The 24675-nt window shown below is 71.9% G+C and carries 28 protein-coding genes and 1 pseudogene; 19 read left to right on the top strand and 10 right to left on the bottom strand.

Going from position 1 to position 24675, the window contains the following annotated elements; all coding sequences use genetic code 11:
- Positions 1 to 64: 64 nt before the first annotated feature.
- The gene (locus tag ACIBNA_RS20545) at positions 65 to 625 is read left to right on the top strand and encodes a GNAT family N-acetyltransferase (protein WP_399166590.1); all 561 of its coding nucleotides are present in this window, start codon (positions 65 to 67) and stop codon (positions 623 to 625) included.
- Between the two features lie 18 nt (positions 626 to 643).
- Here ACIBNA_RS20545 and ACIBNA_RS20540 read toward each other — a convergent pair whose 3' ends face one another.
- Positions 644 to 991 (bottom strand): VOC family protein, encoded by a 348-nt coding sequence (locus ACIBNA_RS20540; protein ID WP_059420053.1) that lies wholly within the window; start codon positions 989 to 991, stop codon positions 644 to 646.
- A gap of 48 nt (positions 992 to 1039) precedes the next feature.
- On the opposite strand from ACIBNA_RS20540, the gene ACIBNA_RS20535 reads away from it, so the two are divergent.
- On the top strand, positions 1040 to 1525 hold the full coding sequence (locus tag ACIBNA_RS20535; protein WP_399166589.1) for a phage holin family protein: 486 nt from the start codon (positions 1040 to 1042) through the stop codon (positions 1523 to 1525).
- Between the two features lie 6 nt (positions 1526 to 1531).
- Positions 1532 to 2560 carry an SDR family oxidoreductase gene (locus ACIBNA_RS20530; RefSeq protein ID WP_399166588.1) on the top strand — a complete coding sequence of 343 codons (1029 nt, stop codon included), beginning with the start codon at positions 1532 to 1534 and terminating at the stop codon, positions 2558 to 2560.
- A gap of 11 nt (positions 2561 to 2571) precedes the next feature.
- Here ACIBNA_RS20530 and ACIBNA_RS20525 read toward each other — a convergent pair whose 3' ends face one another.
- From ACIBNA_RS20525 to ACIBNA_RS20515, 3 genes and pseudogenes are all read right to left on the bottom strand, one after another.
- Positions 2572 to 2895, bottom strand: a complete 324-nt coding sequence (locus ACIBNA_RS20525) for a hypothetical protein (protein WP_399166640.1) — start codon at positions 2893 to 2895, stop codon at positions 2572 to 2574.
- A gap of 144 nt (positions 2896 to 3039) precedes the next feature.
- Positions 3040 to 3987 (bottom strand): annotated as a pseudogene (locus tag ACIBNA_RS20520) (enolase C-terminal domain-like protein).
- 19 nt (positions 3988 to 4006) lie between these two features.
- Entirely contained in the window at positions 4007 to 4969 is a 963-nt protein-coding gene (locus ACIBNA_RS20515) for an LLM class F420-dependent oxidoreductase (RefSeq protein WP_399166587.1), read from the bottom strand.
- Between the two features lie 168 nt (positions 4970 to 5137).
- On the opposite strand from ACIBNA_RS20515, the gene ACIBNA_RS20510 reads away from it, so the two are divergent.
- The 13 genes from ACIBNA_RS20510 (at position 5138) to ACIBNA_RS20450 (ending at position 15227) form a co-directional block, all read left to right on the top strand.
- The gene (locus tag ACIBNA_RS20510) at positions 5138 to 7093 is read left to right on the top strand and encodes an FAD-dependent oxidoreductase (RefSeq protein WP_399166586.1); all 1956 of its coding nucleotides are present in this window, start codon (positions 5138 to 5140) and stop codon (positions 7091 to 7093) included.
- Entirely contained in the window at positions 7090 to 8937 is a 1848-nt protein-coding gene (locus ACIBNA_RS20505) for a transketolase (protein ID WP_399166585.1), read from the top strand. The genes ACIBNA_RS20510 and ACIBNA_RS20505 overlap by 4 nt, the downstream gene beginning before the upstream one ends.
- Positions 8934 to 9863 (top strand): non-homologous end-joining DNA ligase, encoded by a 930-nt coding sequence (gene ligD, locus ACIBNA_RS20500; protein ID WP_399166584.1) that lies wholly within the window; start codon positions 8934 to 8936, stop codon positions 9861 to 9863. The genes ACIBNA_RS20505 and ligD overlap by 4 nt, the downstream gene beginning before the upstream one ends.
- A 93-nt stretch (positions 9864 to 9956) precedes the next feature.
- A complete protein-coding gene (locus tag ACIBNA_RS20495; protein WP_399166639.1) occupies positions 9957 to 10325 on the top strand; it encodes a gas vesicle protein in 369 nt (122 codons plus the stop codon).
- Positions 10326 to 10371: 46 nt separating this feature from the next.
- Complete coding sequence (locus ACIBNA_RS20490; RefSeq protein WP_399166583.1) at positions 10372 to 10806, top strand: gas vesicle structural protein GvpA; 435 nt, start codon at positions 10372 to 10374, stop codon at positions 10804 to 10806.
- The gene (locus ACIBNA_RS20485; protein ID WP_399166582.1) at positions 10803 to 11576 is read left to right on the top strand and encodes a GvpL/GvpF family gas vesicle protein; all 774 of its coding nucleotides are present in this window, start codon (positions 10803 to 10805) and stop codon (positions 11574 to 11576) included. Before ACIBNA_RS20490 ends, ACIBNA_RS20485 begins: the two co-directional genes overlap by 4 nt.
- Before the next feature lie 4 nt (positions 11577 to 11580).
- A complete protein-coding gene (locus ACIBNA_RS20480) occupies positions 11581 to 11844 on the top strand; it encodes a gas vesicle protein GvpG (protein ID WP_399166581.1) in 264 nt (87 codons plus the stop codon).
- The gene (locus ACIBNA_RS20475) at positions 11841 to 12476 is read left to right on the top strand and encodes a DNA primase (protein WP_399166580.1); all 636 of its coding nucleotides are present in this window, start codon (positions 11841 to 11843) and stop codon (positions 12474 to 12476) included. Before ACIBNA_RS20480 ends, ACIBNA_RS20475 begins: the two co-directional genes overlap by 4 nt.
- Positions 12473 to 13618 (top strand): SRPBCC family protein, encoded by a 1146-nt coding sequence (locus ACIBNA_RS20470; protein ID WP_399166579.1) that lies wholly within the window; start codon positions 12473 to 12475, stop codon positions 13616 to 13618. The genes ACIBNA_RS20475 and ACIBNA_RS20470 overlap by 4 nt, the downstream gene beginning before the upstream one ends.
- The gene (locus ACIBNA_RS20465; protein ID WP_399166578.1) at positions 13615 to 13953 is read left to right on the top strand and encodes a gas vesicle protein; all 339 of its coding nucleotides are present in this window, start codon (positions 13615 to 13617) and stop codon (positions 13951 to 13953) included. Before ACIBNA_RS20470 ends, ACIBNA_RS20465 begins: the two co-directional genes overlap by 4 nt.
- Positions 13950 to 14705 (top strand): GvpL/GvpF family gas vesicle protein, encoded by a 756-nt coding sequence (locus tag ACIBNA_RS20460; RefSeq protein WP_399166577.1) that lies wholly within the window; start codon positions 13950 to 13952, stop codon positions 14703 to 14705. Before ACIBNA_RS20465 ends, ACIBNA_RS20460 begins: the two co-directional genes overlap by 4 nt.
- Before the next feature lie 16 nt (positions 14706 to 14721).
- The gene (locus tag ACIBNA_RS20455) at positions 14722 to 14910 is read left to right on the top strand and encodes a gas vesicle protein (RefSeq protein ID WP_003994122.1); all 189 of its coding nucleotides are present in this window, start codon (positions 14722 to 14724) and stop codon (positions 14908 to 14910) included.
- Positions 14907 to 15227 carry a gas vesicle protein K gene (locus ACIBNA_RS20450; RefSeq protein WP_274820897.1) on the top strand — a complete coding sequence of 107 codons (321 nt, stop codon included), beginning with the start codon at positions 14907 to 14909 and terminating at the stop codon, positions 15225 to 15227. The genes ACIBNA_RS20455 and ACIBNA_RS20450 overlap by 4 nt, the downstream gene beginning before the upstream one ends.
- Position 15228: 1 nt before the next feature.
- Here ACIBNA_RS20450 and ACIBNA_RS20445 read toward each other — a convergent pair whose 3' ends face one another.
- The 3 genes from ACIBNA_RS20445 to ACIBNA_RS20435 form a co-directional block, all read right to left on the bottom strand.
- Entirely contained in the window at positions 15229 to 15399 is a 171-nt protein-coding gene (locus ACIBNA_RS20445) for a hydrophobic protein (RefSeq protein WP_399166576.1), read from the bottom strand.
- Positions 15400 to 15441: 42 nt separating this feature from the next.
- A complete protein-coding gene (locus ACIBNA_RS20440) occupies positions 15442 to 16263 on the bottom strand; it encodes a class I SAM-dependent methyltransferase (RefSeq protein ID WP_399166638.1) in 822 nt (273 codons plus the stop codon).
- A 99-nt stretch (positions 16264 to 16362) separates the two neighbouring features.
- A complete protein-coding gene (locus ACIBNA_RS20435) occupies positions 16363 to 17760 on the bottom strand; it encodes a diacylglycerol kinase family protein (protein WP_399166575.1) in 1398 nt (465 codons plus the stop codon).
- 91 nt (positions 17761 to 17851) lie between these two features.
- On the opposite strand from ACIBNA_RS20435, the gene ACIBNA_RS20430 reads away from it, so the two are divergent.
- The gene (locus ACIBNA_RS20430; RefSeq protein ID WP_399166574.1) at positions 17852 to 18394 is read left to right on the top strand and encodes an MOSC domain-containing protein; all 543 of its coding nucleotides are present in this window, start codon (positions 17852 to 17854) and stop codon (positions 18392 to 18394) included.
- 219 nt (positions 18395 to 18613) lie between these two features.
- Positions 18614 to 20233 (top strand): ATP-binding cassette domain-containing protein, encoded by a 1620-nt coding sequence (locus tag ACIBNA_RS20425; RefSeq protein WP_399166573.1) that lies wholly within the window; start codon positions 18614 to 18616, stop codon positions 20231 to 20233.
- Between the two features lie 28 nt (positions 20234 to 20261).
- Here ACIBNA_RS20425 and ACIBNA_RS20420 read toward each other — a convergent pair whose 3' ends face one another.
- Entirely contained in the window at positions 20262 to 21362 is a 1101-nt protein-coding gene (locus ACIBNA_RS20420) for a Vms1/Ankzf1 family peptidyl-tRNA hydrolase (protein ID WP_399166572.1), read from the bottom strand.
- 65 nt (positions 21363 to 21427) lie between these two features.
- Here ACIBNA_RS20420 and ACIBNA_RS20415 point away from each other — a divergent pair, with 65 nt between their 5' ends.
- Positions 21428 to 21715, top strand: a complete 288-nt coding sequence (locus ACIBNA_RS20415; RefSeq protein WP_184990696.1) for a DUF6158 family protein — start codon at positions 21428 to 21430, stop codon at positions 21713 to 21715.
- Positions 21716 to 22029: 314 nt separating this feature from the next.
- Here ACIBNA_RS20415 and ACIBNA_RS20410 read toward each other — a convergent pair whose 3' ends face one another.
- Together ACIBNA_RS20410 and ACIBNA_RS20405 are read right to left on the bottom strand one after the other, a co-directional pair.
- Positions 22030 to 24132: a catalase gene (locus ACIBNA_RS20410; RefSeq protein WP_399166571.1), complete on the bottom strand. Its 2103-nt coding sequence runs from the start codon at positions 24130 to 24132 to the stop codon at positions 22030 to 22032.
- Complete coding sequence (locus tag ACIBNA_RS20405; protein WP_399166570.1) at positions 24132 to 24674, bottom strand: type 1 glutamine amidotransferase domain-containing protein; 543 nt, start codon at positions 24672 to 24674, stop codon at positions 24132 to 24134. The genes ACIBNA_RS20410 and ACIBNA_RS20405 overlap by 1 nt, the downstream gene beginning before the upstream one ends.
- Position 24675 lies beyond the last annotated feature (1 nt).

Below are 24675 nucleotides of genomic sequence, written 5' to 3'. Positions count from 1 at the left end.
GGAATACCGCAGGGCCCTGACGGCACGGCTGGGGACACACGGCCGGCGCGGTTACTGTGGCGGGGTGCCGCACAACGCATCCCGCTACCTCGCCGAAGGCCCCCGGGTGGGCATACGCCACTTCACCTACGAGGACGGTGCCGAGTTCACCGCACGCGCCCGGGAGAGCAAGGACCTGCACCAGCCGTGGCTCTTCCCGCCCGACACCGCCACGGCGTACACCGCGTACGCGGCCCGGCTGATCGAGGACCCGTCCAAGGCCGGCTTCCTGGTCTGCGAGAAGGGCGACGGGTCCATCGCCGGGTTCATCAACATCAACAACATCGTCGAGGGCGGCTTCCAGTCCGGGACGCTGGGCTACGGCGCCTTCGCGCACGCCGCCGGGCGCGGACTGATGCGCGAAGGGCTGGGCCTCGTCGTGCGGTACGCGTTCGGCCCGATGCGGCTGCACCGGCTGGAGATCAACGTCCAGCCCGTGAACGCGGCGTCGATCGCCCTGGCCCGCGGCTGCGGATTCCGCCTGGAGGGCTTCTCGCCGAAGATGCTCTTCGTCGACGGGGCCTGGCGGGACCACGAGCGCTGGGCGATCACCGCCGAGATGATCAGGGAGCCGGGGCGGCGCTGAGCCGGACCCCGGCCGGGATCACGCCTGACGGTCCACGTACTCGTAGACCGACCCGTCCGGATGCAGGGCGATCAGGTTGCGGCCCGCCGGTGAGGCGATGGGGCCCGCGATGATGTGGGCGCCCACCTCGGTCAGCACCTTGTGGGTCTCCTCGACGTCCGTCACGGCGATCGTCGCGGCCACCTTGCGCAGCACCTCCAGTTCCGCCGGCGGCCCGCTCATCAGCAGGAAGCAGCCGATCGCCGCCACCTGGACACCGCCTCGTTCGAAGCGCTGGGCTCTGCCGCCCGCCAGCCGTTCGTAGAAGGGGATCGCGGTCTCGAGGTCGTCGACGCAGACGCGCAGTGTGGCACCCAGAATCTCCATGGGGACGAGCCTAGTTACGCGCGAGGGGGCGAGGGTACCCGGTCGGGTATGAAGCCGCTGGATCACCTGGAGCATCTGGACAAGCATCTGGTCGACGAGCTGGCACAGGTGGCGCGCGAGACCGTCCGGGACGAACTGCGCGAGCAGACGCGCAAGCAGCGCCGCAAGGCCGCGCTGTACGCCGCGTCCGGTGCCCTCGCCCTGTACGCGGGCGCGGCCCTCGCGCTCGCCGTGGGACTGGCCCTCGCCCTCGGCCTGCCCGACTGGGCCGCCGCGCTGATCACCGCCGCGATCCTGGGTGCCGTGGCGTACGTGCTGCGCGGCATGGCCCGGCCGGGCCCGGCGCACGCGGCCGGCATGACGCCGGGACACGAGAGCACCGGCCCGGGCACCGGGGTGCCCGGCGGTGTGCCGCCCGTGCCGCCGGCCCCGCCCGCCGCCGGACCGGTCGCCGGAGCCGCCGGCGGGCCCGCCCCGGGCTTGGTGCCGCCGCGGCCGACGGACGACCCCGACGTGCCTGGCCGCAGGGCGTGATCAGAGGTGAGCACGACAGAGACACCGCACGGCCGCGTCGTCGTGGTGACCGGGGCCAGCGGCGGCGTGGGACGGGCCACGGCCCGGGCCTTCGCCGCCGGGGGCGACCGGGTCGCCCTGCTGGCCCGGGGCAGTGAGGGGCTCGCCGCCGCGGCCGACGAGGTGAGGCGCGCCGGGGGCGAGGCCCTCGTCATCGGCGTGGACGTCTCCGACGCCAAGGCCGTCGACGACGCGGCCCAGCAGGTCGTCGACACCTTCGGCCCCATCGACGTCTGGGTCAACAACGCCTTCACCGGTGTCTTCGCGCCCGTCACGGAGATCGGACCGGACGAGTTCCGCCGCGTGACCGAAGTGACCTATCTGGGCTATGTGTTCGGCACCCGGGCGGCCCTGCGCCACATGCTGCCGCGCGACCGCGGCACGATCGTGCAGGTGGGCTCCGCGCTCGCCTACCGGGGTATCCCGCTCCAGTCGGCGTACTGCGGGGCCAAGCACGCGATCCAGGGGTTCAACGAGTCCCTGCGCTGCGAGCTGCTGCACTGGCGCAGCGGGGTGCGTACGACGATGGTGCAACTGCCGGGCCTCAACACCCCGCAGTTCGACTGGGTGCTGAACCGCATGCGCGGCCGGGCCCGGCCGGTCGCGCCCGTGTACCAGCCGGAGATCGCGGCCAGGGCGATCGTGTACGCGGCGTCGCACGCGGGGCGCCGGGAGTACTGGGTGGGCGCCTCCACGGCCGCCACCCTCGTCGCCAACGCCGTCGTCCCCGGGCTGCTGGAGCGCTATCTGGCGCGCACGGGCTTCTCGTCGCAGCAGGAGGGGGACCGGCACGACGGGACGGACAACCTGTGGGCCCCGGCGGACGGGCCGCAGGGTCACGACTTCGGCGCGCACGGGCGGTTCGACGACGAGGCCGTGCACGACAGCCCGCAGCAGTGGGTCTCACGGAACCGGCGGCGGATGGGCGCGGCCCTGACCGTGGGGGCGGCGGGAGTCCTGGCCGCACGCAAACTGGCCGGGCAGGCTCGCCGGTAGGCGGTCAGGGCTCAGTCGGGTTCCGGGGCGCCGTCGAGGAACCCGAGCAGGACCGCCGCCTCCGCCCGGAGCCGGGCGGCTCGGTCGGCGTGCGCGGGTCCGGTCAATCGCGCCGCCGCCTCCAGCCGTTCGGAGGCCTCGGCGCGCACCACGTCCACCACGTCACGTTCGCTCAGCTCACGCCGCACCGCCTCGGTGGCGTAGGCACCGGCCGGCGACGCCTCAAGTGCCGCGGCGCGGTGGGCGGTTTCGTCCACGGGTACCGCCTCGGCGTTGTCCAGCGCGGCCAGCGTTGCGCGCAAGGCGCTCACCGCGGCCTTGTCGCGGGCACGCATCGCTTCCGGCAGGGCATCACGCATACGAAGGCGCAAAGACATGGCGACGACTCTAGGGTCTGTCGTTTGGATCACGCCGCAGACGCGGGGTCTGGCACCGAGCAGAACAGTCGCTTCCCTGCGACCTGATCTGAACGACAGACCCTAGGCGACCCGGAACTCCGCCACCCCCTGCGTCCGCAGGGTGAGCCCGTGGCCCACGCCCCGGGTCGGGCGGATCGTGCCGCCCGTGGGGTCCAGGGCACCGTCGAAGAACATGTCCTCGATGCGGACGTGGTCGTGGAACCACTCGATGTGCCGGAGGTTGGGGAGCGAGGCGGCCGCCGCCGCGTGGGCGTGCGGGGCGCAGTGCGCGGAGACCTCCAGGCCGTGGGCGTGGGCCACGACCGCCCCGGCCATGATCATCCGGGCGAAACAGGGCAGGTCGAAGCAGTACTCCCCGGCCGTCACGTCGCACACCACCGCGTCCCGGACCAGCCTGAGGCCCGTCAGGTCGTCCGAGGGCACCGGCTCCTCGAACCAGCCCACGCCGTGCTCGGCGAGGGCGTGGCCGACGCGCACCGCCCTTGCGGGTGTAGGCGCCGCCTGCGTCGACGTACAACTCCGCCTCCGGGCCGATGATCTGGCGTGCCGCGCGGACGCGGTGCGGCGGGCCACCTCGCGGCCTCTTGATCTTCACGCGCGGGATGTGCTGCCCGTGCACCCAGCCGTTGAGTTGCGCGGCCATGGGGGCCCCTCCCACGCCCTTAAGGCAGTGGGGGAGCGTGTCGTGGTACGTCGTGAAGCCCCCGCTGCCGTACACCGGCACCCGCCCACAGGGCGATGTCCAGTGCCGAGATCGCGCAGGACGCGATGCCCGGGCGGCCCGCGTTGCGCACCGAGCGGCACATCGCGTCGTGCACGGCCGCGATGTCCAGGGCGCTCATGCCCTCGACCAGCGGGGCGAGTTCGGCGGTGAGGACGTCACCGACCGACTCCGGGCCGTACGTCCAGCCCGTGCCGGTCGTGGAGTCCCAGGCCAGCGTGCCCGTCCGCCTCGGGAGCGTCCGTCGGCACCGTGTACACGGACGCGACGGGGCGGTGGAGTTCCATCGGGTCGCCCGGCCTTCCGTCAGACGGCCTGGTGGAGCTGCGGCAGCACCTTCGTGCGGTAGAAGTCGAAGAAGCCGCGCAGGTCCGGGCCGATCTGGTTGACGTAGACCCGGTCGAAGCCCGCGTCGGCGAACTGCTTCAGCTCGGCCACGTGCTCGTCCACGTCGTCGCCGCACACCCGGTTCTCGCGCACCATGTCCTCGGTGACCAGCTGCTGCGCCTGCTCGAAGTGCTTCGGGGAAGGCAGCACCTGGCCGAGTTCGCCCGGCAGCTGCTCGTTCGCCCAGAGCCGGTGGACGGTCTTCACGGCCTCGTCCTGGTCGGTGTCGTAGCAGACCTTGGTGCCGCCGCTGACGAGTTTTCCGCCGCCTCCGCCCTTGCGGTACTGCTCCACCATCGTCTCGTCCGGCTCGATGGTGATGTAGCCGTCGCCGACGCGGGACGCGAGCTGCGTGGCCGCCGGGCCGAAGCCGGAGATGTCGATCGGGATCGGCTCGTCCGGGACCGTGTAGAGGCGGGCGTTCTCCACCGTGTAGTGCGGGCCGTGGTGGTTGACCTCCTCGCCGGTGAACAGCCGGCGCATCACCTGGATGGCCTCCTCCAGCATGTCCAGACGGACGTGGGCCGGCGGCCAGTGGTCACCCAGGATGTGCTCGTTGAGCGCCTCGCCGGAGCCGACGCCGAGCCGGAAGCGGTTGTCCGTCATCACCGCGCTGGTCGCCGCGGCCTGCGCCACCACCGCCGGGTGCATCCGCACGGTCGGGCAGGTCACGGCAGTCTCGACCGGCAGGGACACCGCCTCGGACAGCGCGCCGATCACCGACCACACGAACGGGCTCTGGCCCTGCTCGTCGTTCCACGGGTGGTAGTGGTCCGAGATCCACAGCGCCTGGAATCCGGCCTGCTCGGCCATCCGCGCCTGCTCGATCAGCTCGGCGGGTCCGTACTGCTCGCACGAGAGGAAATAGCCGTACTCGGGCATGGGGGAGTGCCTCCGCGACGTGGGCGGTTCGTATCCCGCACCGGGTACCCGGGCGCCGGTCCGGAAACCGGCGGCGTCCGGGCGAGAGGGCCCCGGCGGACGTTTGAGTGCCCTGGCCAGGGGGACGCGGAAGGCTCCCGAGCTACGCGACAGCGCCGGAGGCGAACCGTGAGTCGACCCCGCATCGTGATCGTCGGTGCCGGCTTCGCCGGGTACCGCACGGCCCGCACCCTGTCCCGGATGACCCGGGGCCGGGCGCACGTCACCCTGCTGAACCCGACCGACTACTTCCTGTATCTGCCCCTGCTGCCCCAGGTCGCCGCCGGGGTCCTGGAGCCGCGCCGGGTCACGGTCTCCCTCTCCGACACGCTGCCGGACGTACGGCTCGTGCTGGGCGAGGCCGACCGGATCGACCTCGACGGACAGACCCTGCACTACACCGGCCCCGAGGGCGACGGCGGCACGCTCGCCTACGACCGGCTGGTGCTCGCCGCCGGCAGCGTCAACAAGCTGTTGCCGATCCCCGGCGTCGCCGAGTACGCGCACGGCTTCCGGGGGCTGCCGGAGGCCCTGTACCTGCGCGACCACGTGACCCGGCAGGTGGAGCTGGCGGCCGCCGCCGACGATCCCAAGAGCTGCGCCGCGCGGTGCACCTTCGTCGTGGTCGGGGCCGGCTACACCGGCACCGAGGTCGCCGCGCACGGGCAGATGTTCACCGACGCGCAGGTCCGCAAGCACCCGCTGCGGCAGGGCATGCGGCCGCGCTGGATGCTGCTGGACGTGGCGCCGCGGGTGCTGCCCGAGATGGACGAGAAGCTGTCCACCACCGCCGACCGGGTGCTGCGGCAGCGGGGCGTGGACGTGCGGATGGGCACCTCCGTGAAGGAGGCCACGCCCGACGGGGTGGTGCTGACCGACGGCGAGTTCGTCGAGACCCGGACGCTGGTGTGGTGCGTGGGCGTACGGCCCGACCCGCTGGTCGAGTCCCTCGGGCTGCCGATGGAGAAGGGGCGGCTGCTCGTCGACCCGCACCTGCAGGTGCCGGGCCGGCCCGAGCTGTTCGCCTGCGGTGACGTGGCCGCGGTGCCGGATCTGGAGAAGCCGGGGAGCTACACGCCGATGACCGCGCAGCACGCCTGGCGGCACGGCAAGGTCGCGGCGGAGAACGTCGCCGCCTCGCTCGGCCTCGGCGGGGCGCGCAAGCCCTACCGCCATCGTGACCTGGGCTTCGTCGTGGACCTGGGCGGTGCGAAGGCTGCCGCCAACCCGCTCGGCGTGTCCCTGTCCGGGGTGCCGGCGGGTGCGGTGACGCGGGGCTACCACCTCGCCGCGATGCCCGGCAACCGCGTCCGGGTCGCCGCCGACTGGCTGCTGGACGCGGTACTGCCGCGTCAGGCTGTGCAGTTGGGGCTCGTCCGGTCCTGGTCCGTGCCGCTGGACACGTCCTCGCCGGAGCTGGCCCGGGTGCCGGGCGGGCCGGAACGGCGGCAGGACGCGAGCGCCCGGTCGGGGCCGGGGGCGGCGATCGAGGCCGACACACACGGCGGGGGGACCGGCGCCGGGCCCGGGCAGGGCCGGGCCGGAGACGAACCCGCGAAGGGGCAGCCCGGATCCAGGGCGACGCAGGACCAGCCCGGGTCCGGGTCCGCGCAGCGCCGATCGGAGACGGAACTCGCCAAGGGCCGACCGGGCGGCGAGCCGACCAGGAACTGGCCCGCCGACGAGCCTGCCAAGGGGCCGCTCGGGAGCGGGTCGGCGAAGGGGCAGCCGGGTGGTGAGCCGACGAAGGGGCGGCTCGGTGGTGAGCCGGCCGGGAGCCAGGCCGGGGGTGAGCCCGCGAAGGGGCGTTCCGGTGGTGAGTCGGCCAGGAACCAGCCTGGCGGTGAGCCCGCGATGGGGCAGCCGGGTGGTGAGTCCGCCAAGAACCAGCCCGGGGGTGAGCCCGCGAAGGGGCAGCCCGGTGGCGAGCCCGCCAAGAACCAGCCCGGCCGCGAACCCGCCAAGAACCAGCCCGAGCCCACCCCACAACCCCCGCCCGACCAGCCACCCCCCGGCCCCGACACCGCCCCCGGCCCCGTCAAGCGATCCGACGCCCCGGACGACTCCGCGAAAGGAGACTCATGAACACCGGTGAACTCACCGACCTCGGACAGCAGCTGCGCGTGGACAGTGTCCGCGCTGCCGCCGCCGCGGGCTCCGGGCACCCGACGTCATCCATGTCAGCCGCCGACCTGATGGCCGTCCTGCTCGCCCGCCACTTCCGCTACGACTTCGACCGCCCCGCCCACCCCGGCAACGACCGCTTCGTCCTCTCCAAGGGACACGCCTCGCCGCTGCTGTACTCCGCGTACAAGGCGGCCGGCGCCATCGACGACGAGGAACTGCTCACCTTCCGCAAGCTGGGCAGCCGTCTCGAAGGTCACCCCACACCCCAGCGCCTGCCGTGGGTCGAGACGGCCACCGGCTCGCTCGGGCAGGGCCTGCCGGTCGGTGTCGGTATCGCGCTGGCCGGCAAGCGGCTCGACCGCACCGGCTACCGCGTGTGGGTGCTGTGCGGCGACAGCGAACTGGCCGAGGGATCCGTGTGGGAGGCCGCCGAGCACGCCGGGTACGAGCACCTGGACAACCTCACCTTGATCGTCGACGTCAACCGGCTCGGCCAGCGCGGCCCGACCCGGCACGGCCACGACCTGGACGCCTACGCCCGCCGCTTCCAGGCCTTCGACTGGCACACCGTAGAGATCGACGGGCACGACCTGGACGCCGTCGACCGCGCCTACGGCGAGGCCGCGTCCACCAAGGGCCAGCCCACCGCGATCCTGGCCCGCACTCTCAAGGGCAAGGGCGTCGAGGCCGTCCAGGACCGCGAGGGCCTGCACGGCAAGCCGCTGCCCGAGGCCGACGAGGCGATCGCCGCACTCGGCGGCCCGCGCGACATCCGCGTCCGGGTGCAGGAGCCGCCCGCCGCCCGCATGCTGCACTCCGTCCACACCGGGAACTTCGAACTGCCGACGTGGGACAAGGGCGAGGAGGTCGCCACCCGCAACGCCTTCGGGCAGGCGCTGACCGCGCTCGGCACCGGCCGCGGCGACATCGTCGCCCTGGACGGCGAGGTCGGCGACTCCACCCGCGCCGAGTTCTTCGCCAAGGAGCACCCCGACCGCTACTTCGAGTGCTACATCGCCGAGCAGCAGCTGGTCGCCTCGGCGGTCGGGCTCGCGGCCCGCGGCTGGGTGCCGTACGCCGCCACCTTCGCGGCCTTCCTGACCCGGGCGTACGACTTCATCAGGATGGCGTCCATCAGCGGCTCCGGCATCAACCTCGTCGGCTCGCACGCGGGCGTCGCCATCGGCCAGGACGGGCCCAGCCAGATGGGTCTGGAGGACCTGGCGATGATGCGGGCGGTACACGGCTCGACCGTGCTGTACCCCTGTGACGCCAACCAGACCGCGCGGCTCGTCGGCGCGATGGCCGGCCTGGAGGGCGTCCGCTACCTGCGCACCTCGCGCGGCGAGAGCCCGGTGATCTACGGCCCGGACGAGGAGTTCCCGGTCGGCGGCAGCAAGGTGCTGCGCTCCTCCGACCGCGACCGGCTGACCCTCGTCGCGGCGGGCGTCACCGTGCACGAGGCGCTGGCCGCCGCCGACGCCCTGGAGGGAGAGGGCATCCAGGCGCGGGTGATCGACCTGTACTCGGTGAAGCCCGTCGACCGGGCCGCCCTGCGCCGGGCCGCCGAGGAGACCGGCTGCCTGGTGACCGTGGAGGACCACCACCCGGAGGGCGGCATCGGCGACGCGGTCCTGGAGGCCTTCGCCGACGGACGCCCCGTACCGCGCCTGGTACGGCTCGCCGTGCGCAGCATGCCGGGCTCGGCGTCCCCCAAGGAGCAGCTGCACGCCGCGGGTATCGACGCCGAGTCGATCGCGGCGGCCGGGCGGCTGCTGGTGGAGGAGGCGGTCGTGCCGTGAGCGGCGGCGACGGCACGCGCAGGGTGCGGGCGGGCCGCCGCACGGTGGAGGTACACCGGCCGGACAAGGTGCTCTTCCCCGGCGGCGGCGACGCCAAGGAGTACACCAAGGGCGACCTGGTGGACTACCACCGGGCCGTCGCGCCCTTCATGCTGCCGCACCTGCGCGGCCGTCCGCTGATGCTGGAGCGGCACCCGGACGGGCTCGACGGCCCGCGGTTCATGCAGAAGAACACCCCGGAGAACTACCCGGAGTGGATCACCCGTGTCGAGGTGGCCAAGGAGGGCGGCACCGTCCGCCACGTCCTCTGCGACGACACCGCCACCCTCCTCTACCTGGCCGACCAGGCCAGCATCACCCTGCACCGCTGGCTTTCCCGCGCCGACAGCGTCGACCACCCCGACCGGCTGGTCTTCGACCTCGACCCCGCGGGGGACGACTTCGACGCCGTACGGGAGGCCGCCCGGCTGCTGGGGGAGCTGCTGGACGAGCTTCAGCTGCCCTCGGCGCTGATGACGACCGGGTCGCGGGGGCTGCACGTGATCGTGCCGTTGAACGGCCGGCACGACTTCGACGAGGTGCGCTCCTTCGCCCGGGACGTCGCCGACACCCTCGCCGGCGCCCACCCCGACCGGCTCACCACCGCCGCCCGCAAGAAGGACCGCGGGGAGCGGCTCTACCTCGACGTGCAGCGCAACGCCTACGCGCAGACCGCCGTCGCGCCCTTCACGGTCCGGCCCCGGCCGGGCGCGCCCGTGGCGACCCCCATCACCTGGGACCAGCTGGACGACCCGGAGCTGCACGCCCGCCGCTGGACCATCGCCGACGCGGTGGAACAGGCCCGCACCAATCCCTGGTCGGCCCTGCTGAACCGCGGCCGGGCGCTGGGACCGGCCCGGCGGCGGCTGAACGCCTTACGAGGCTGAGCCACCCCCGTGTCTCTGTCGGCGGGTGGCAGATGCACGCGCCCGTAGAGGTTTGGCGAACACTCTTGCGGCCACACGGAGGGGGAGGTGGCCATGTCGAACACAAAAAACACGCAAGAGTCACAGAGTTCACAGGAATCTCAGAACTCTCAGAATTCACGCAAACCGACTGACAACACGATCGACGACCGGCCGAGCCCCATGGAGGTGCTGCGCCAGGCGCGCGGCCAGCTCGCGGAGCTCACCGGCATGACCGCCGAGTCCGTGTCGTCCTTCGAGCAGAACGAGCAGGGCTGGGCACTGGAGGTCGAGGTCCTCGAACTCGAGCGGGTGCCCGACACGATGAGCCTGATGGCGAGCTATCAGGTCGAGCTTGACGCCCAGGGGCAGCTCACGGGTTATCGCCGGGTCCGCCGCTACGAGCGGGGGCGATCCGACCCGCGAAGGGGCGGCGGTCACTAGGCCGCCCGACCGGACCCACACCCACAGACAAGGAGGGACATCCGGCATGACAGTCGTACCGGCACAGCAGACCGGCGGCGGAGGCGGCAGCAGCGGTCTCTACGACGTGCTTGAACTCGTTCTGGACAGGGGGCTCGTCATCGACGCATTCGTGCGAGTCTCCCTGGTCGGCATCGAGATCCTCAAGATCGACGTTCGTGTCGTCGTCGCCAGCGTCGATACCTATCTGCGCTTCGCCGAGGCGTGCAACCGGCTCGACTTGGAGGCTGGGCCGCGCAAGGACCCGGGCCTGCCCGACCTGGTCGGGGAGATGACCGAGTCCGGCGCGCGCGGGAAGTCCAAGGGGGCGCTGTCCGGCGCCGCCGAAACCATTTCCGACGCCTTCAAGCAGGCACGTTCCGAGGGCTCCGAGCCTGAGGCCGAGTCCCGTCCGCGGGCCCGCAAGAGCACGTCCGCCCGCCGGAAGGAGGAGCAGGAGTGAGCACCTACGTCTACGGCATCGCGGCGAGCTCGCACCCCGGGCTTCCCGAGGGCATGGGCGGCGTCGGTGACCCGCCCCGTCCGGTGCGCATCCTGCGTGAGGGCGACCTGGCGGCCGTCGTCAGCGAGGCGCCCGAAGGGCTGAGGCCCAAGCGCAAGGACCTGCTCGCCCACCAGAACGTGCTCAGCGAGGCGGGCGCGGTCGGCTGTGTGCTGCCCATGCGGTTCGGCAGTGTCGCCCCGGACGACAACTCGATCACCGGGGTCCTCGCCGAGCGCGCCGAGCACTACAAGGAGCGCCTGCGGGCCCTGGACGGCCGGGTCGAGTACAACGTCAAGGCCAACCACGTCGAAGAGGCCGTACTGCACCAGGTGATGGCCGAGAACCCGGACATCCGGGGTCTCGCGGAGGCCAATCGGCAGGTCGGCGGCGGCAGTTACGACGACAAGATCCGGCTCGGCGAGATGGTCGCGGCCGCGGTCAAGGCCCGGGAGGCCGAGGACGGCGGCGCAGTTCAGCGTGTCCTGGAGCCGGCCGCCGAGGCCGTGAGCGTGGGCCCCGAGTCCACCGGCTGGCTGGCCAACGTGTCGTTCCTGGTGGACCGGGAGTCGGCCGAGACCTTCCTGGCGGCCGTGGAACAGGCCCGCAAGGAACTGCCGCACCTGGAGGTGCGGGTCAACGGACCGCTGCCGCCGTACAGCTTCGTCGAGCCCGGCCCGACCGAGCCGGCGGGCACCGTATCGAGCGGTACGGACACCGGAGTGGGGTGACGACATGGGTCTGATCTCGGAGGTGCTGCTGCTGCCGTTCGCACCGGTGCGCGGCAGCGCCTGGGCCATCAGACAGGTTCTCCAGGAGGCCGAGCGGATCTACTACGACCCCGCCACGGTCCGGGCCGAACTGTCCCGCCTGGAGGAGCAGCTGGAGGCCGGTGAGATCACCGAGGAGGAGTTCGACCGCCGCGAGGACGAACTTCTCGACCGGTTGGAGATCGCTTCGCGCGGGAGCGCGGGAACGGGCAACGGGACAACACAATGAACCGAGTGGGACTGGGTCTCGCCGTGGGGGCCGGATACCTCCTGGGACGGACCAAGAAACTGAAGATGGCGGTGGCCGTCGGCAGCCTGGTGGCCGGGAAGAAGATGAACCTGAGCCCGCGCATGGTCGCGGACCTGGTCCAGCGGCAGCTGCGGAACAATCCGCAGGTCAAGGAGATCGGCGACCAGCTGCGGCAGGATCTGCGCGGTGTCGGCAAGGCGGCCTCCGGTGCCATGGTCGAGCGGCAGCTCGACGCTGTCGCCGACCGGTTGCACGGCCGTACGGCCCAGGTGCGCGACCAGCTGTCGGGCGTGGTTCCCGGCGGGCCTGAGGCCGAGGACGCCGAGGCCGAGGAGCCCGAGGGTGAGGCCGAGGAGCCCGAGGGTGAGGCCGAGGAGCCCGAGGACTCCGGGCCGGAGGAGGACGAGGAGCCGGAGCCGGCCCCGAAGGCGGCGGCGAAGAAGGCCCCGGCCAAGAAGGCGCCCGCGCAGAAGATGACGCGGAAGGCCCCGGCGAAGAAGGCCCCCGCCAAGAAGACCGCAGGCAAGAAGGCGGCGGCGAAGAAGACCACGGCCGGGAGCAGGGGCGGCAGCTCCCGGACCCGGCTGCCGAAGGGAGGCGGTGAGCGATGACCGACACTCTCGGATCAGCGACCTCCGCCGCAAGCGGAGCGACGAAGAACCCGCTCACCGACGTGGCCCACAGCGAGGCCGCCGACCGGCTGAAGGCCGAGTTGCAGGAGTACGTCGCCGCCCAGGCCACCCGCATGCTGACCGGCGTGGGCCGCAAGCTCGGCGAGACCACCGGCAAGCTGAACGACATCGCCGAGGGCAACAGCCCCGGCTTCGCCAAGCTAGCCCTCGACGGCGGCCGCAAGCTCGCCGAGGGCAAGGGCCCGCTGCGCGCCGCACTGGAGACCGGCGGCTCGCACCTCAAGGACAAGGTCACGGGTGCCTTCAAGAACCTGGGCGGGGGCAAGGGCAAACGCAAGCGCTCGGCGGGCAAGAAGCCCACCGTCATCATTGAGCACATCGATGTCGGCGTGCCGCTGCGCACGGCGTACGACCAGTGGACCCAGTACCAGGACTTCAGCACCTTCGCGAAGGGTGTCAAGGCCGCGAACAAGGCCGACGACACCACCTCGGACTGGCAGTTGAAGGTCTTCTGGTCCAACCGCAGCTGGAAGGCGAAGACGACGGAGCAGCTGCCCGACGACCGCATCGCGTGGACCTCGGAAGGCGCCAAGGGCACCACGAAGGGCGTCGTCTCCTTCCACCGGCTCACCGACGACCTCACGCGCGTCCTGCTGGTCATCGAGTACTACCCGTCCGGCCTCTTCGAGAAGACCGGCAACATCTGGCGGGCCCAGGGCCGCCGCGCCCGGCTCGACCTGAAGAACTTCGTCCGCTTCATCACGATCAAGGGCGAGGCGGAGGACGGCTGGCGCGGCGAGATCCGCGACGGCGAGGTAGTCCGCAGCCACGAGGACGCGCTCGCCGAGGAGGAGTCCGAGGAGGAGTCCGAGGAGGAGCGCCCCGAGGACGAGGAGCCCGAGGACGAGCAGCCCGAGGACGAGCAGCCCGAGGACGAGTACGCCGACGAGGAGGAAGAAGAAGGCGAGGAGGAACCCGAGGGCGAGGACGAAGCCGAGGCCGAGTACGACGAGGAGGCCGAAGGCGAGGAGGAGCCCGAGGAAGAGGCTGAAGGGGAGTACGAGGAAGACGAGGCCGACGAGGACGAGAAAGAGCACGCCGTAGGCGGGAGCCGGCGATGACGATGCCCAGCAGGATGCCCGAGCCCTATGGCCAGGGGAGCGGCTCCAACCTCGCCGACATCCTGGAACGGGTGCTCGACAAGGGCATCGTCATCGCGGGCGACATCCGCATCAACCTGCTCGACATCGAACTCCTCACCATCAAGCTGCGTTTGATCGTCGCCTCGGTGGACAAGGCGAAGGAGATGGGAATCGACTGGTGGGAGACCGACCCGGCACTGAGCTCGCGGGCCCGTCGTGATGAACTGACCCGTGAGAACGCCGAGTTGCGCGAGAGGCTGGCCCGGCTGGAGGAACTGGAGCCCGGCCGTGCGCAGAAGAAGGAGGCACCGTGACCGGACTGCGGTACGTCTACGCCGTCTGCCGCCCCTTCGGCACGCCGCTCCAGTCCCAGCTGACGGGGGTGGCGGGCGATCCGCCCAGAGCGCTGAACCACCACGGCCTCGTCGCCGTGGTCAGCCACGTACCGGAGCGGGACTTCGCGGAGGAACCGCTCCGCGCCCATCTGGAGGACCTCGACTGGCTCACCGAGACCGCCCGTGCCCACCAGGGCGTGATCGACGCGCTCACCACCGTCACGACCCCGCTGCCGCTGCGGCTCGGCACCGTCTTCCGGGACGACAGCGGCGTACGGACGATGATCGAGGCCCGCGAAGAGGACTTCCGGCGCACCCTCGACCGGCTGGAGGGCCGGGTCGAGTGGGGCGTGAAGGTGTACGCGGAGTCCGAACCGCAGGAGAGGGCCCGGCCCGCGCAGAAAGCCGCGTCGGGCCGCGACTACCTGCGGCAGCGGCGTATGCAGACCAGGTCGCACGAGGAGATGTGGCAGAAGGCGGAAAGCTTTGCGAGTCGACTGCACGAGAAGCTTTCCGCATTCGCGGAGGATTCCCGGCTGCATCCCCCGCAGAACCCCGCGCTTTCCAAAGCGACCGGGCGGAACGTGCTGAACGCCGCCTATCTCGTACCACGCGCGCATTCCGAGGAATTCGTGGAAATGGTAGACCGTACGAAGGGCGAGGTGCCCGGAATGCGCGTCGAACTCACCGGCCCCTGGGCGGCCTATTCGTTCGCCGGGGAGGCCACATGACCGACGGGGAGAAGCCGTGACCGTAGTGGAACGCCGTGAGGTCGCCCTCGTGGACCTGCTCGACCGGCTGCTCGCCGGCGGTGTCGTGATCACGGGGGACATCACGCTGCGCATCGCCGACGTCGACCTCGTCCGTATCGACCTCAACGCGCTCATCAGCTCGGTGAACGCCCAGGTGCCTTCCCCGTTCGAGGAGTTGCTGTGACGTCGTCCGACCAGCCCGCGCGAAATCCGCGGCCGCGCCGCAACCGGCTGGACCTGGAACCCGACACCGTAGAGCGTGACCTGGTCAAACTCGTGCTCACGGTGGTGGAACTGCTGCGCCAGCTCATGGAGCGCCAGGCGCTGCGCCGGTTCGACGTGGGGGACCTGACCGAGGAGCAGGAGGAGCGGATCGGGCTCACGCTGATGCTGCTCGAGGAGCGGATGACGGAGCTGCGCGACCGCTACGGACTGCGGCCCGAGGACCTCAATCTGGACCTCGGGCCGCTCGGACCGCTGCTTCCCCGGGACGGGGGCTAATTCACCACCTGTACCACCGGCCCCTGCCTCCGGTCGCCGACGTACCACGGACGAAGAATCCCAGCAGCCACAGAACGAGAACCGCCAACGCGATCCACCAGAGCATCTCTACTGCGAATCCGGCACCGAACAGAACCAAGGCCAGAAGCAGCACCAGCAGGATGGGAACCATAATTCGAACCTCCTGCTTTTCGGGTGTCCCCGAATCGGTGTTTCAGGCGTCTTTCCGGCAGAGAATTTCTCCGTGCAGCACGCTGAACCAGCCGTCCTCCCGCTCCCCCCACTCCCGCCAGGCGTCGGCCACGGCCCGCAACTGCGCCACGCTCGCGTGCCCGCCCAGCCGGGCCCGGTCCGCGTATGCCGACGCCAGCGTCCGGTCGGCCCACAGCCCGCTCCACCAGGCCCGCTCCTGACGCGTGGCGAAGGTCCAGGTGCCGGAGGTCGCCGTGACGTCCGTGAACCCGGCTCGCAGCGCCCACGCCTTCAGCCGGCGCCCGGCATCCGGCTCACCGCCGTTGGCCCGGGCGACCCGGCGGTAGAGGTCCAGCCAGCAGTCGAGCCCCTCGGACGCCGGAAACCAGGTCATGGCCTCGTAATCCGCGTCCCGCACGGCGACGAGGCCCCCGGGCTTCACCACCCGCCTCATCTCGCGCAGCGCCCGCACCGGATCCCCCACGTGCTGAAGCACCTGGTGGGCGTGCACCACACAGAAGGTGTCGTCCGGGTAGTCCAGGGCGTGCACGTCGGCGACCGCGAAGTCGACGTTGGCCAGCCCGCGCCCGGCAGCCGTGGCACGCGCCCGCTGAAGGATCTCCGGCTCCCGGTCGACGCCGGTGACATGCCCGTCGGGTACGAGCCCGGCCAGGTCGGCGGTGATGGTGCCCGGCCCGCACCCGACGTCCAGGATCTTCATGTGGGGGCGGAGCGAAGGCGCCAGATACGCGGCCGAGTTGGCGGCGGTCCGCCAGGTGTGCGAACGCAGCACCGATTCGTGGTGCCCGTGCGTGTAGACGGCGGTCTCCCGTGGTTCCGGCATGGCGGATCCCACCCCTTCGTTTCGGGTCGGCATGGGATCACCGTACGCAGTTAGGCCGTATGTTGAGACTCAATTCCCGTCATATGGACTGACGGTGTGTCAGTCAGGAGGGATCGGCCGGTAGACGGTCAGCGCCTCGGGCAGCTTCTCCAGGGTGACGCGGCCCTCCACTTCGATGACTTCGCCGTCGTAGGCGAGGAGCGTGCCGGGCGCCACGTGATCCAGCCGCAGCCGTCCCACCTGCACGGCGGCGTGGGCGGGGGAGCGGGTCAGCGGCCCCGCGAGGGCGGCGGCCAGCAGCCGGACCGCCGGCCGGCGCCCGCCGTGCACGACCCGCACGTCGAGCTGCCCGTCCGCCAGGTCCCTCCGGCGTCCGGAGGCCAGCCCCATGCGGTGGTAGGTGCCGTTCCCGGCGAACAGCAGCCACAAGGGACGCGTACGGCCCTGGAACTCGGCCTCCAGCGGGTGCCGGTCGGCCCGCAGCACGCGCAGGGCCGCGACCACGCCGGCGGGCCAGCCGCCGATCCGGTGCGACCAGCGCTCCCGCTCGCGCACGAGTTCCGGGTAGACGCCGACACTGCACGTGTTGAGGAAGACACCGTGCTTCCCGCCGCAGGAGTACCGGCCCACGTCCACGCGCACGGCCTCGCCCGCACGCAGCGCGCCGGCGAGATCGCGTACGTCCTCGATGCCCAGGTCGTAGGCGAAGTGGTTGAGGGTCCCGCCCGGCAGCACCGCGAGGGGCAGGCGGAAGCGGAGCGCGACGCCGGCGGCGGCGTTCACCGTGCCGTCCCCACCGCACACGCCGAGGACCCGGGCGCGGGTGGCCGCCTTCTCCAACTCGGCGGGCACGTCTGACGGCTCGCACTCGACGATCTCGGCCCGGGGAAGGGCGTCCCGCAGGGCACGGGCGCGCTCGGCGCTCCCCGCGGCGGTGTTCGCCACCAGCACGAGTCCCTCGCCGTCCGGCAGCGCCGGGACCTCGGCGCGGGGACGGGCCGGCGGGGCGACCTGGCCGCGCGTCGGCACCAGGCCCCGCACGGCGAACGCTGCACCCACGCCGAGGGCGACGCCCGTCAGGACGTCGCTCGGGAAGTGCGCGCCGCTGCGGACGCGGGAGAGGGCGACGGAGGCGGCCACCGGGGCGACGACCGTGCCCCAGCCGGGGGACTCCAGGGCGACACCGGTCGCGAAGGCGGCGGCGGACGCGGCGTGCCCGGAGGGGAACGCGCTGGTGATCGACCGCCGCGTCGGCTGCCTGATCAGCGGGAGCGGGATGGGGGCCGGTGCCGGACGGGGATGGCGGGCCGTGCGCTTGCCAAGGGCGGTGACGGTGAGGGAGGCGAGGCCGAGTGACGCCAGTCCGCGGGTCGCAGCGCGGCGGGCGCGGGGGGTGCGGGTCGCCGCGAGAGCGGCGGCGGTCGCGAACCACAGGGTGCCGTGGTTCGCACTGCGACTCAGGCGGGGCAGGACGGGGTCCAAGGCGGCGGGCGTCATGGGATGCGGGTACCCGGAGGGGGGTGGACACACCGACCGTCCACGGGCAGGCTCGCGGTGATCATCGTGTCCGAAGAGGGGGATCCGAGGTATGAACGGGCGAGTGACGGCGGTCAGCAGCAACGGGGAGTACTCGTTCACGAAGCCGAACCGGGACAGCATCAGGCTGCTCGCCGGTCTCGGGGTGGAGGGGGACGTGCACGCCGGTGTGACGGTCAAGCACCGTTCGCGCGTCGCGCAGGATCCCACTCGGCCGAACCTGCGCCAGGTACACCTCATGCACGAGGAGCTCTTCGCCGAGGTCGGTGAGGAAGGGTTCAAGGTGGCGCCAGGCGAACTCGGCGAAAACATCACCACGCAGGGCATCGATCTGCTCGGTCTGCCGGTCGGCACGTTGCTGCGCGTCGGCGACAACGCGGTGCTGGAGGTGACCGGCCTGCGCAATCCCTGCCTGCAGATCGACAACTTCCAGGACGGGTTGCTGAAGCGGGTCGTCGGGCGTGACGAGGCGGGGAACGTCGTGCGCAAGGCCGGGATCATGAGCGTGGTGCGGGAAGGGGGCGTGGTGCGTCCCGGCGACACGATCGCGGCGGAACTCCCCACGGGTCAGCACCGGCCCCTGGACCCGGTCTGACACGTTCCCCGCGCCTCCCGGTACTCGGCGTCGCCGCTCAGGCCGGGTGGGTCCGCAGCCCGGCGGAGCGGGGTCCCGCTGCGCCCACCCGTGCCGCCCCAGCGGCACGATTGCCCGCAGCCAGGTGCGCGGCCCCGACCCACCACCGGCAGGCGAAGGCGCGCACCCCTACCGGAAATGCGTTTGCCCAGCGCGCCGTCGCCGCACAGAATCGCGCCCATGGGTCACCTCGAAGCCGCGCATCTGGAGTACTACCTACCCGACGGAAGGGCGCTGCTCGGTGATGTGTCGTTCCGGGTCGGGGAGGGCGCCGTCGTCGCCCTCGTGGGGCCCAACGGGGCCGGGAAGACGACCCTGCTCCGCATGCTCGCCGGTGAGATCAAGCCGCACGGCGGAACCGTCACCGTCGGCGGCGGACTCGGCGTGATGCGGCAGTTCGTCGGGTCCGTACGCGACGAGACGACCGTACGGGACCTGCTCGTGTCCGTCGCCACGCCCCGCATCCGCGAGGCGGCCCACGCCGTGGACACCGCCGAGCACGCCATCATGACCGTCGACGACGAGGCCGCCCAGCTGAAGTACGCCCAGGCCCTCGCCGACTGGGCCGAGGCCCGCGGCTACGAGGCCGAGACGCTGTGGGACATGTGCACCACGGCCGCCCTGGGCATCCCGTACGAGAAGGCGCAGTGGCGACAGGTCCGCACGCTCTCCGGCGGTGAGCAGAAGCGGCTCGTCCTGGAGGCCCTGCTCCGCGGCACGGACGAGGTGCTCCTCCTCGACGAGCCCGACAACTACCTCGACGTCCCCGGCAAACGCTGGCTGGAGGAACGGCTCAACGAGACCCGCAAGACCGTCCTCTTCGTCTCCCACGACCGCGAACTCCTCGCCCGCGCGGCCCAGCGCATCATCTCCCTGGAGCCGAGCCCGACCGGCGCCGACGCCTGGGTGCACGGCGGCGGCTTCGGCACGTACCACGAAGCCCGCCGCGAACGCTTCGCCCGTTTCGAGGAGTTGCGCAGGCGCTGGGACGAGAAACACGCCCAGCTGAAGAAGCTGGTGCTGAACCTGCGTCAGGCGGCGACCATCAGCCACGAGCTGGCCTCCCGCTACCAGGCCGCCCAGACCCGGCTGCGCAAGTTCGAGGAGGCCGGGCCGCCGCCCGAGCCGCCCCGCGAGCAGGACATCAGGATGCGGCTCAAGGGCGGCCGCACCGGCGTCCGGGCCGTCACCTGCGAGGGCTTGGAGCTGACCGGCCTGATGAAGCCCTTCGACCTGGAGGTCTTCTACGGCGAACGCGTCGCCGTCCTCGGCTCCAACGGCTCCGGCAAGTCCCACTTCCTGCGCCTCCTCGCCGGCGACGACGTGGCGCACACCGGCAACTGGAAGCTGGGAGCCCGGGTCGTACCCGGCCACTTCGCGCAGACGCACGCGCACCCGGAGCTGGAGGGCCGCACGCTGCTCGACATCCTGTGGAAGGAGTACGCACAGGACCGCGGCGCGGCCATGTCACGGCTGCGCCGCTACGAGCTGACGAACCAGGCCGAGCAGACGTTCGACCGCCTGTCCGGGGGCCAGCAGGCCCGCTTCCAGATCCTCCTCCTGGAGCTCCAGGGCGTGACGGCGCTCCTGCTCGACGAGCCGACCGACAACCTGGACCTGGAGTCCGCGGAGGCGCTCCAGGAGGGCCTGGAGGCCTTCGAGGGCACGGTACTCGCGGTCACGCACGACCGCTGGTTCGCCCGCTCCTTCGACCGCTACCTGGTCTTCGGCAGTGACGGCCGGGTCCGGGAGACCCCGGAACCGGTCTGGGACGAACGCCGGGTGGAACGGGCGAGGTGAACGGGCGGACAGAAGCCCGCCCAGCTGATCACTTCCAGCGGAGCAACGCCCCGAGCCCGCCGGCCGGAACCTCTCGCTCCGCAACGGCCAGTGCCGCCGCGTCCGTCGCCACGGCCGACCGGATCAACGCATCGTCCGCCCGGGCCGGCCAGGAGTGCTGCTCGCCGAGGATCTTCAGGTCCGTACGCCGCACGGCCAGCTGGTCCGGGTCCTCGCCGATCCACACCTCGCGGTGCGCGTCCGGCCCGTCCGGCCTGATCAGCAGCTCGTCGATGCGGTGCTCACGCGCCGCCTCGACCAGCGCGGGCACGCCCTCCACGGCCCCGGCCCGGCCCTCGTCGTCCGGATTCCGGGCCGCCCGGAACCGCTCCAGCTCCGCCTGGGCCTGCCGCGCCACATGCTCGGCGCGGGCGCGCTCCACGTCCTCGTCGAGGAGCCGGCTGCCGCTGCCGTGCGGCGCCTCGACGACGAGGTCGTGCAGCCGCTTGGGCAGCCGCTCGTGCACGGACCGTCGCTCACGGTCGTCACCGACGAGGATCAGCAGGTCGGCGCGGGTCTCCTCCTGGCACACGGCCAGCGCGTCGGCGATCTCCGCGGCGTTGTGCTCCCAGGTGTTCTCCACCCGCAGCTGGAAATGCCGCTCGGACCAGTCCACGGAGCTCGTCCGGTGCACCGGCCACTGACGCCCGGTGACGCTTCCGGCGCCCTCGCTGCCCAGTGCGCTGCGCAGCTCGAAGTCCGCGCCCTTGCGGTCGACGTACGCCACCACGCACACCGGGTCCTCGCCGGCCAGCTCCAGCAGCGGCGTGACACGCGGCAGCGGGGCACATTCGGCCCAGTCGCCCCCCTGTGGGGGACGGGCCAGCGGCGGGTCGAGGACCACCTCGCCGGCGCGGGCGAACAGGGCCCGGCCGTGCGGTTCGGAGGAGTGCCGCAGGTCCTCGATCGCGCTCTGTACGGCCCGGCAGGTCGCCTCGTCCGCGCCCTGGGCGGCCAGCTGCCTGGCCATCGCCTGGGCCGTGAGCTGCCGCTCGTGGGGGGTGTCCTCCGTATGCCGGGAGGTGTCGACGTACACCGAGGCCCAAGGCCCGGGGTGTTCGTACAGTGGGTGCAGAAAGGCGAGATCCATGGCTCCCTCCCGGATGCCGCTCGGGGGTAGTGCTCAGTTGCTCCCCGGGCGGGTACCCGGACCGCATGAACGAACACGACGAGCGGGGCAACACCATGACCGGAGTGGACCCTGATCGGCTGGACGACCAGCAGCTGATGAAGGAGCTGGAGACCATCCACCGCACGCGCCACGACACGCTGCTCTACGGCTCGAACGACGCGCTGCGGGCCCACAACGAGCGCATGGCGCAGCTCGAGGGCGAGTACCTGCGCCGCAACCCACGCCGCCCGGTGGCCGCGGGCCGCACACGCGAAGGGGCCCGGGAGCGGGGCAGCGGGGAGTCGACGACTCCCACGACCCCCGGCACCTGAGCCCCGCACAGGACAGCACCGGAACAAACAGAACCGGACGCCACCGGCACGACGCGAGCCGGTCAGGCCCGGCACCACGCGAGCCGGACGACACCGGCGCGACGCGAGCGGACCGTACCGGCACGACGCGAGCCGGTCAGGCCCGGCACCACGCGAACCAGACAGCACCGGACAAGGCGGACGGGGTCCCAGCAGAACAACGCGAGCCGGACCGCACGGGCACAACCGTGGCCCGGCTCCCGGCCGCACGGGCACAACCGCGGCCCAGCCCCCCAGGGCGCCGCACCGGCACGACCGCAGCCCGCCTCCCGGCCTCAGCCCCGCACCGGCCCCCGACCCCAATGCCGATGCGCCGCGATCGCCGCCACGAACGCGTTCAGGAACTCCTCGCTCGCCGGACCCGGCGACGTGTCCGTCACCACGCCCTGGTCCGCGACCACGCGCTGGAACTCCGTGGACACCCTGAGTCCCTCGGGCTCCAGTGCCGACAGGACGCCCACGCCCGAGCCGAGCGCGCCCACCGGCTTGCCGTGCCGGTAGGCGTCCCGCACGAAGCGCACCACGTCCGGGTCGGCCGCCGTCGGCGGGGTGCCGACGGGCCCGCCGGGCAGCAGCACGGCGTCGTACAGCACGGACGCCACGGTCGGCAGCGCACGGTCGACCGCGTACGTCTCACCGTCGGAACCGGTGAGCGTCCCGTCCGTCGCGGCCAGCGCCTCGACGATCGCCCCCTCGGCGGCCAGCCGCTCCCGCACGGAGGCGATCTGCTCGGCGTCCACCCCGTCGCTGACGAGCACCGCGATCTGCCGGGTCCGGATCGAACCGTCCCCGCGCAGTGACTCGAGACTGAGCGCGGGGGAGGCCTGCTTGTTCGGAGCCTGCGCACCGGAGGGCGCCGGCACCCCGACACCCCGCGCCACCTGCACCGCCAGCTCCCCGTCGACCTTGGCCAGGTGCTCGACCGTACGCGCCCGCACGGTCATCGCGCCCACCTTGCCGAGCTCGAACCGGAACGCCTCGACGATGTGCTGCTTCTCCCAGTCCGCCATGCTGTTCCAGAACATCGCCGGCTGGCTGTAGTGGTCCTGGAAACTGGGGCTGCGGCGCCGGATCTTGTGGCCGTCCACCCGTTCGGCGTAATGCGTGTAGGCACTCCCCCCGGCGCCCGCGTGGGCCGGGCAGCCCCCGCCGAGCGAGTTCGGGAAGTAGTTCGTGCCGGAGTGGATCGCGCTCTGGTGATAGCCGTCACGCTGGTTGTTGCGCACCGGCGCGACCGGCCGGTTCACCGGCAGCTGCGAGAAGTTGGGCCCGCCGAGCCGGATCAGCTGGGTGTCCAGGTAGGAGAAGTTCCGCGCCTGGAGCAGCGGGTCGTTGGTGAAGTCGATGCCGGGGACGACGTTCGCCGTGTGGAAGGCGACCTGCTCGGTCTCGGCGAAGAAGTTCTCCGGGTTGCGGTCCAGCACCATCCGACCGATCGGTCGTACCGGCACCTGCTCCTCCGGGATGATCTTCGTCGGGTCGAGCAGATCGAAGTCGAACGCGAACTCGTCCTCCTCCGGCACGAGTTGCACGCCCAGCTCCCACTCGGGGTACTCGCCCGCCTCGATCGCGTCCCACAGATCACGCCGGTTGAAGTCCGGATCGCGGCCCTGGCACTCCTGCGCCTCGTCCCACACCAGCGAGTGCACGCCGAGCCGCGGCTTCCAGTGGAACTTCACGAACGTGCCCTTGCCGTCCGAGTTGACGAACCGGAAGGTGTGCACGCCGAAGCCCTGCATCATGCGGTAGCTGCGCGGGATCGCCCGGTCCGACATCAGCCACATGATCGCGTGCAGCGTCTCGGGCTGGAGCGACACGAAGTCCCACAGGGTGTCGTGCGCGGACGCGCCCGTCGGGATGTCGTTGTGCGGCTCGGGCTTCACCGCGTGCACGAAGTCGGGGAACTTGATGCCGTCCTGGATGAAGAAGACCGGGAAGTTGTTCCCGACCAGGTCGTAGTTCCCCTCCGACGTGTAGAACTTGGTCGCGAAGCCGCGCACGTCCCGCACGGTGTCCGCCGAGCCCTTCGGGCCCTGCACGGTCGAGAACCGTACGAACACGGGCGTCCGCACGGCCGGGTCCTGGAGGAACGCCGCGCGGGTGAACTCCGCGCAGGACTCGTACGGTTCGAAATAGCCGTACGCGCCCGCGCCCCGCGCGTGCACCACCCGCTCCGGGATCCGCTCGTGGTCGAAGCGGGTGAGCTTCTCCCGGAAGTGGAAGTCCTCCATCAGCGTCGGACCGCGCTCGCCCGCCGCCAGGGAGTCGTCGGTGTGGTCGACCTCGACGCCCTGGTCGGTGGTGAGCGGCCCGCCGGCCGGATCGTCCGCCCTGAGCGCCTCGCGCTGCTCCTGTTTCCGGTCGGCGGGAGAAGCCATCAGGCGGCCTCCTTGGCGAAGACGTCGAGGAAGGTCTCGCAGAACGCCTTCAGATCGTCCGGCTTACGGCTGGTGACCAGCTTGTTGGCACCGTGGTCACAGACCTTCACCTGCTCGTCGACCCAGGTGCCGCCCGCGTTGCGGATGTCGGTCCGCAGGCTCGGCCAGGAGGTCAGCGACCGGCCGCGTACGACGTCCGCCTCGACCAGCGTCCACGGCGCGTGGCAGATCGCGGCCACGGGGCGGCCCTGCTCGAAGAAGTCCCGGACGAACGCGACGGCCTTGTCGTCCATCCGCAGGAAGTCCGGGTTGGCCACGCCGCCCGGCAGCACCAGCGCACCGAACGAGCCCGGCGCGGCCTCGCCCACGACCTCGTCCACGGGGAAGGTGTCCGCCTTGTCGAGGTGGTTGAACGCCTGGATCTCCCCCTGCTTCGTCGACACCAGCACGGGCTCGTGACCGGCGTCCTTCGCGGCCTGCCACGGATCGGTCAGTTCGACCTGCTCGACGCCTTCGGGTGCCACCAGAAATGCGATACGCATG

Source organism: Streptomyces sp. NPDC050164, from assembly GCF_044459945.1.
GTDB lineage: Bacteria > Actinomycetota > Actinomycetes > Streptomycetales > Streptomycetaceae > Streptomyces > Streptomyces coeruleorubidus_A.
This window is presented reverse-complemented; position numbering and strand designations above follow the sequence as displayed.

Excerpts from the sequence above, each read along its gene's own strand:
- ACIBNA_RS20470 (WP_399166579.1), top strand. The coding sequence starts at position 12,473 with ATGACCGACACTCTCGGATCAGCGACCTCCGCCGCAAGCGGAGCGACG.
- ACIBNA_RS20480 (WP_399166581.1), top strand. The coding sequence starts at position 11,581 with ATGGGTCTGATCTCGGAGGTGCTGCTGCTGCCGTTCGCACCGGTGCGC.
- ACIBNA_RS20435 (WP_399166575.1), bottom strand. The coding sequence starts at position 17,760 with ATGACGCCCGCCGCCTTGGACCCCGTCCTGCCCCGCCTGAGTCGCAGT.
- ACIBNA_RS20445 (WP_399166576.1), bottom strand. The coding sequence starts at position 15,399 with ATGGTTCCCATCCTGCTGGTGCTGCTTCTGGCCTTGGTTCTGTTCGGT.
- ACIBNA_RS20415 (WP_184990696.1), top strand. The coding sequence starts at position 21,428 with ATGAACGAACACGACGAGCGGGGCAACACCATGACCGGAGTGGACCCT.
- ACIBNA_RS20405 (WP_399166570.1), bottom strand. The coding sequence starts at position 24,674 with ATGCGTATCGCATTTCTGGTGGCACCCGAAGGCGTCGAGCAGGTCGAA.
- ACIBNA_RS20465 (WP_399166578.1), top strand. The coding sequence starts at position 13,615 with ATGACGATGCCCAGCAGGATGCCCGAGCCCTATGGCCAGGGGAGCGGC.
- ACIBNA_RS20430 (WP_399166574.1), top strand. The coding sequence starts at position 17,852 with ATGAACGGGCGAGTGACGGCGGTCAGCAGCAACGGGGAGTACTCGTTC.
- ACIBNA_RS20425 (WP_399166573.1), top strand. The coding sequence starts at position 18,614 with ATGGGTCACCTCGAAGCCGCGCATCTGGAGTACTACCTACCCGACGGA.
- ACIBNA_RS20495 (WP_399166639.1), top strand. The coding sequence starts at position 9,957 with ATGTCGAACACAAAAAACACGCAAGAGTCACAGAGTTCACAGGAATCT.
- ACIBNA_RS20410 (WP_399166571.1), bottom strand. The coding sequence starts at position 24,132 with ATGGCTTCTCCCGCCGACCGGAAACAGGAGCAGCGCGAGGCGCTCAGG.
- ACIBNA_RS20525 (WP_399166640.1), bottom strand. The coding sequence starts at position 2,895 with ATGCGTGCCCGCGACAAGGCCGCGGTGAGCGCCTTGCGCGCAACGCTG.
- ACIBNA_RS20535 (WP_399166589.1), top strand. The coding sequence starts at position 1,040 with ATGAAGCCGCTGGATCACCTGGAGCATCTGGACAAGCATCTGGTCGAC.
- ACIBNA_RS20505 (WP_399166585.1), top strand. The coding sequence starts at position 7,090 with ATGAACACCGGTGAACTCACCGACCTCGGACAGCAGCTGCGCGTGGAC.
- ACIBNA_RS20490 (WP_399166583.1), top strand. The coding sequence starts at position 10,372 with ATGACAGTCGTACCGGCACAGCAGACCGGCGGCGGAGGCGGCAGCAGC.
- ACIBNA_RS20515 (WP_399166587.1), bottom strand. The coding sequence starts at position 4,969 with ATGCCCGAGTACGGCTATTTCCTCTCGTGCGAGCAGTACGGACCCGCC.
- ACIBNA_RS20420 (WP_399166572.1), bottom strand. The coding sequence starts at position 21,362 with ATGGATCTCGCCTTTCTGCACCCACTGTACGAACACCCCGGGCCTTGG.
- ACIBNA_RS20540 (WP_059420053.1), bottom strand. The coding sequence starts at position 991 with ATGGAGATTCTGGGTGCCACACTGCGCGTCTGCGTCGACGACCTCGAG.
- ACIBNA_RS20440 (WP_399166638.1), bottom strand. The coding sequence starts at position 16,263 with ATGCCGGAACCACGGGAGACCGCCGTCTACACGCACGGGCACCACGAA.
- ACIBNA_RS20475 (WP_399166580.1), top strand. The coding sequence starts at position 11,841 with ATGAACCGAGTGGGACTGGGTCTCGCCGTGGGGGCCGGATACCTCCTG.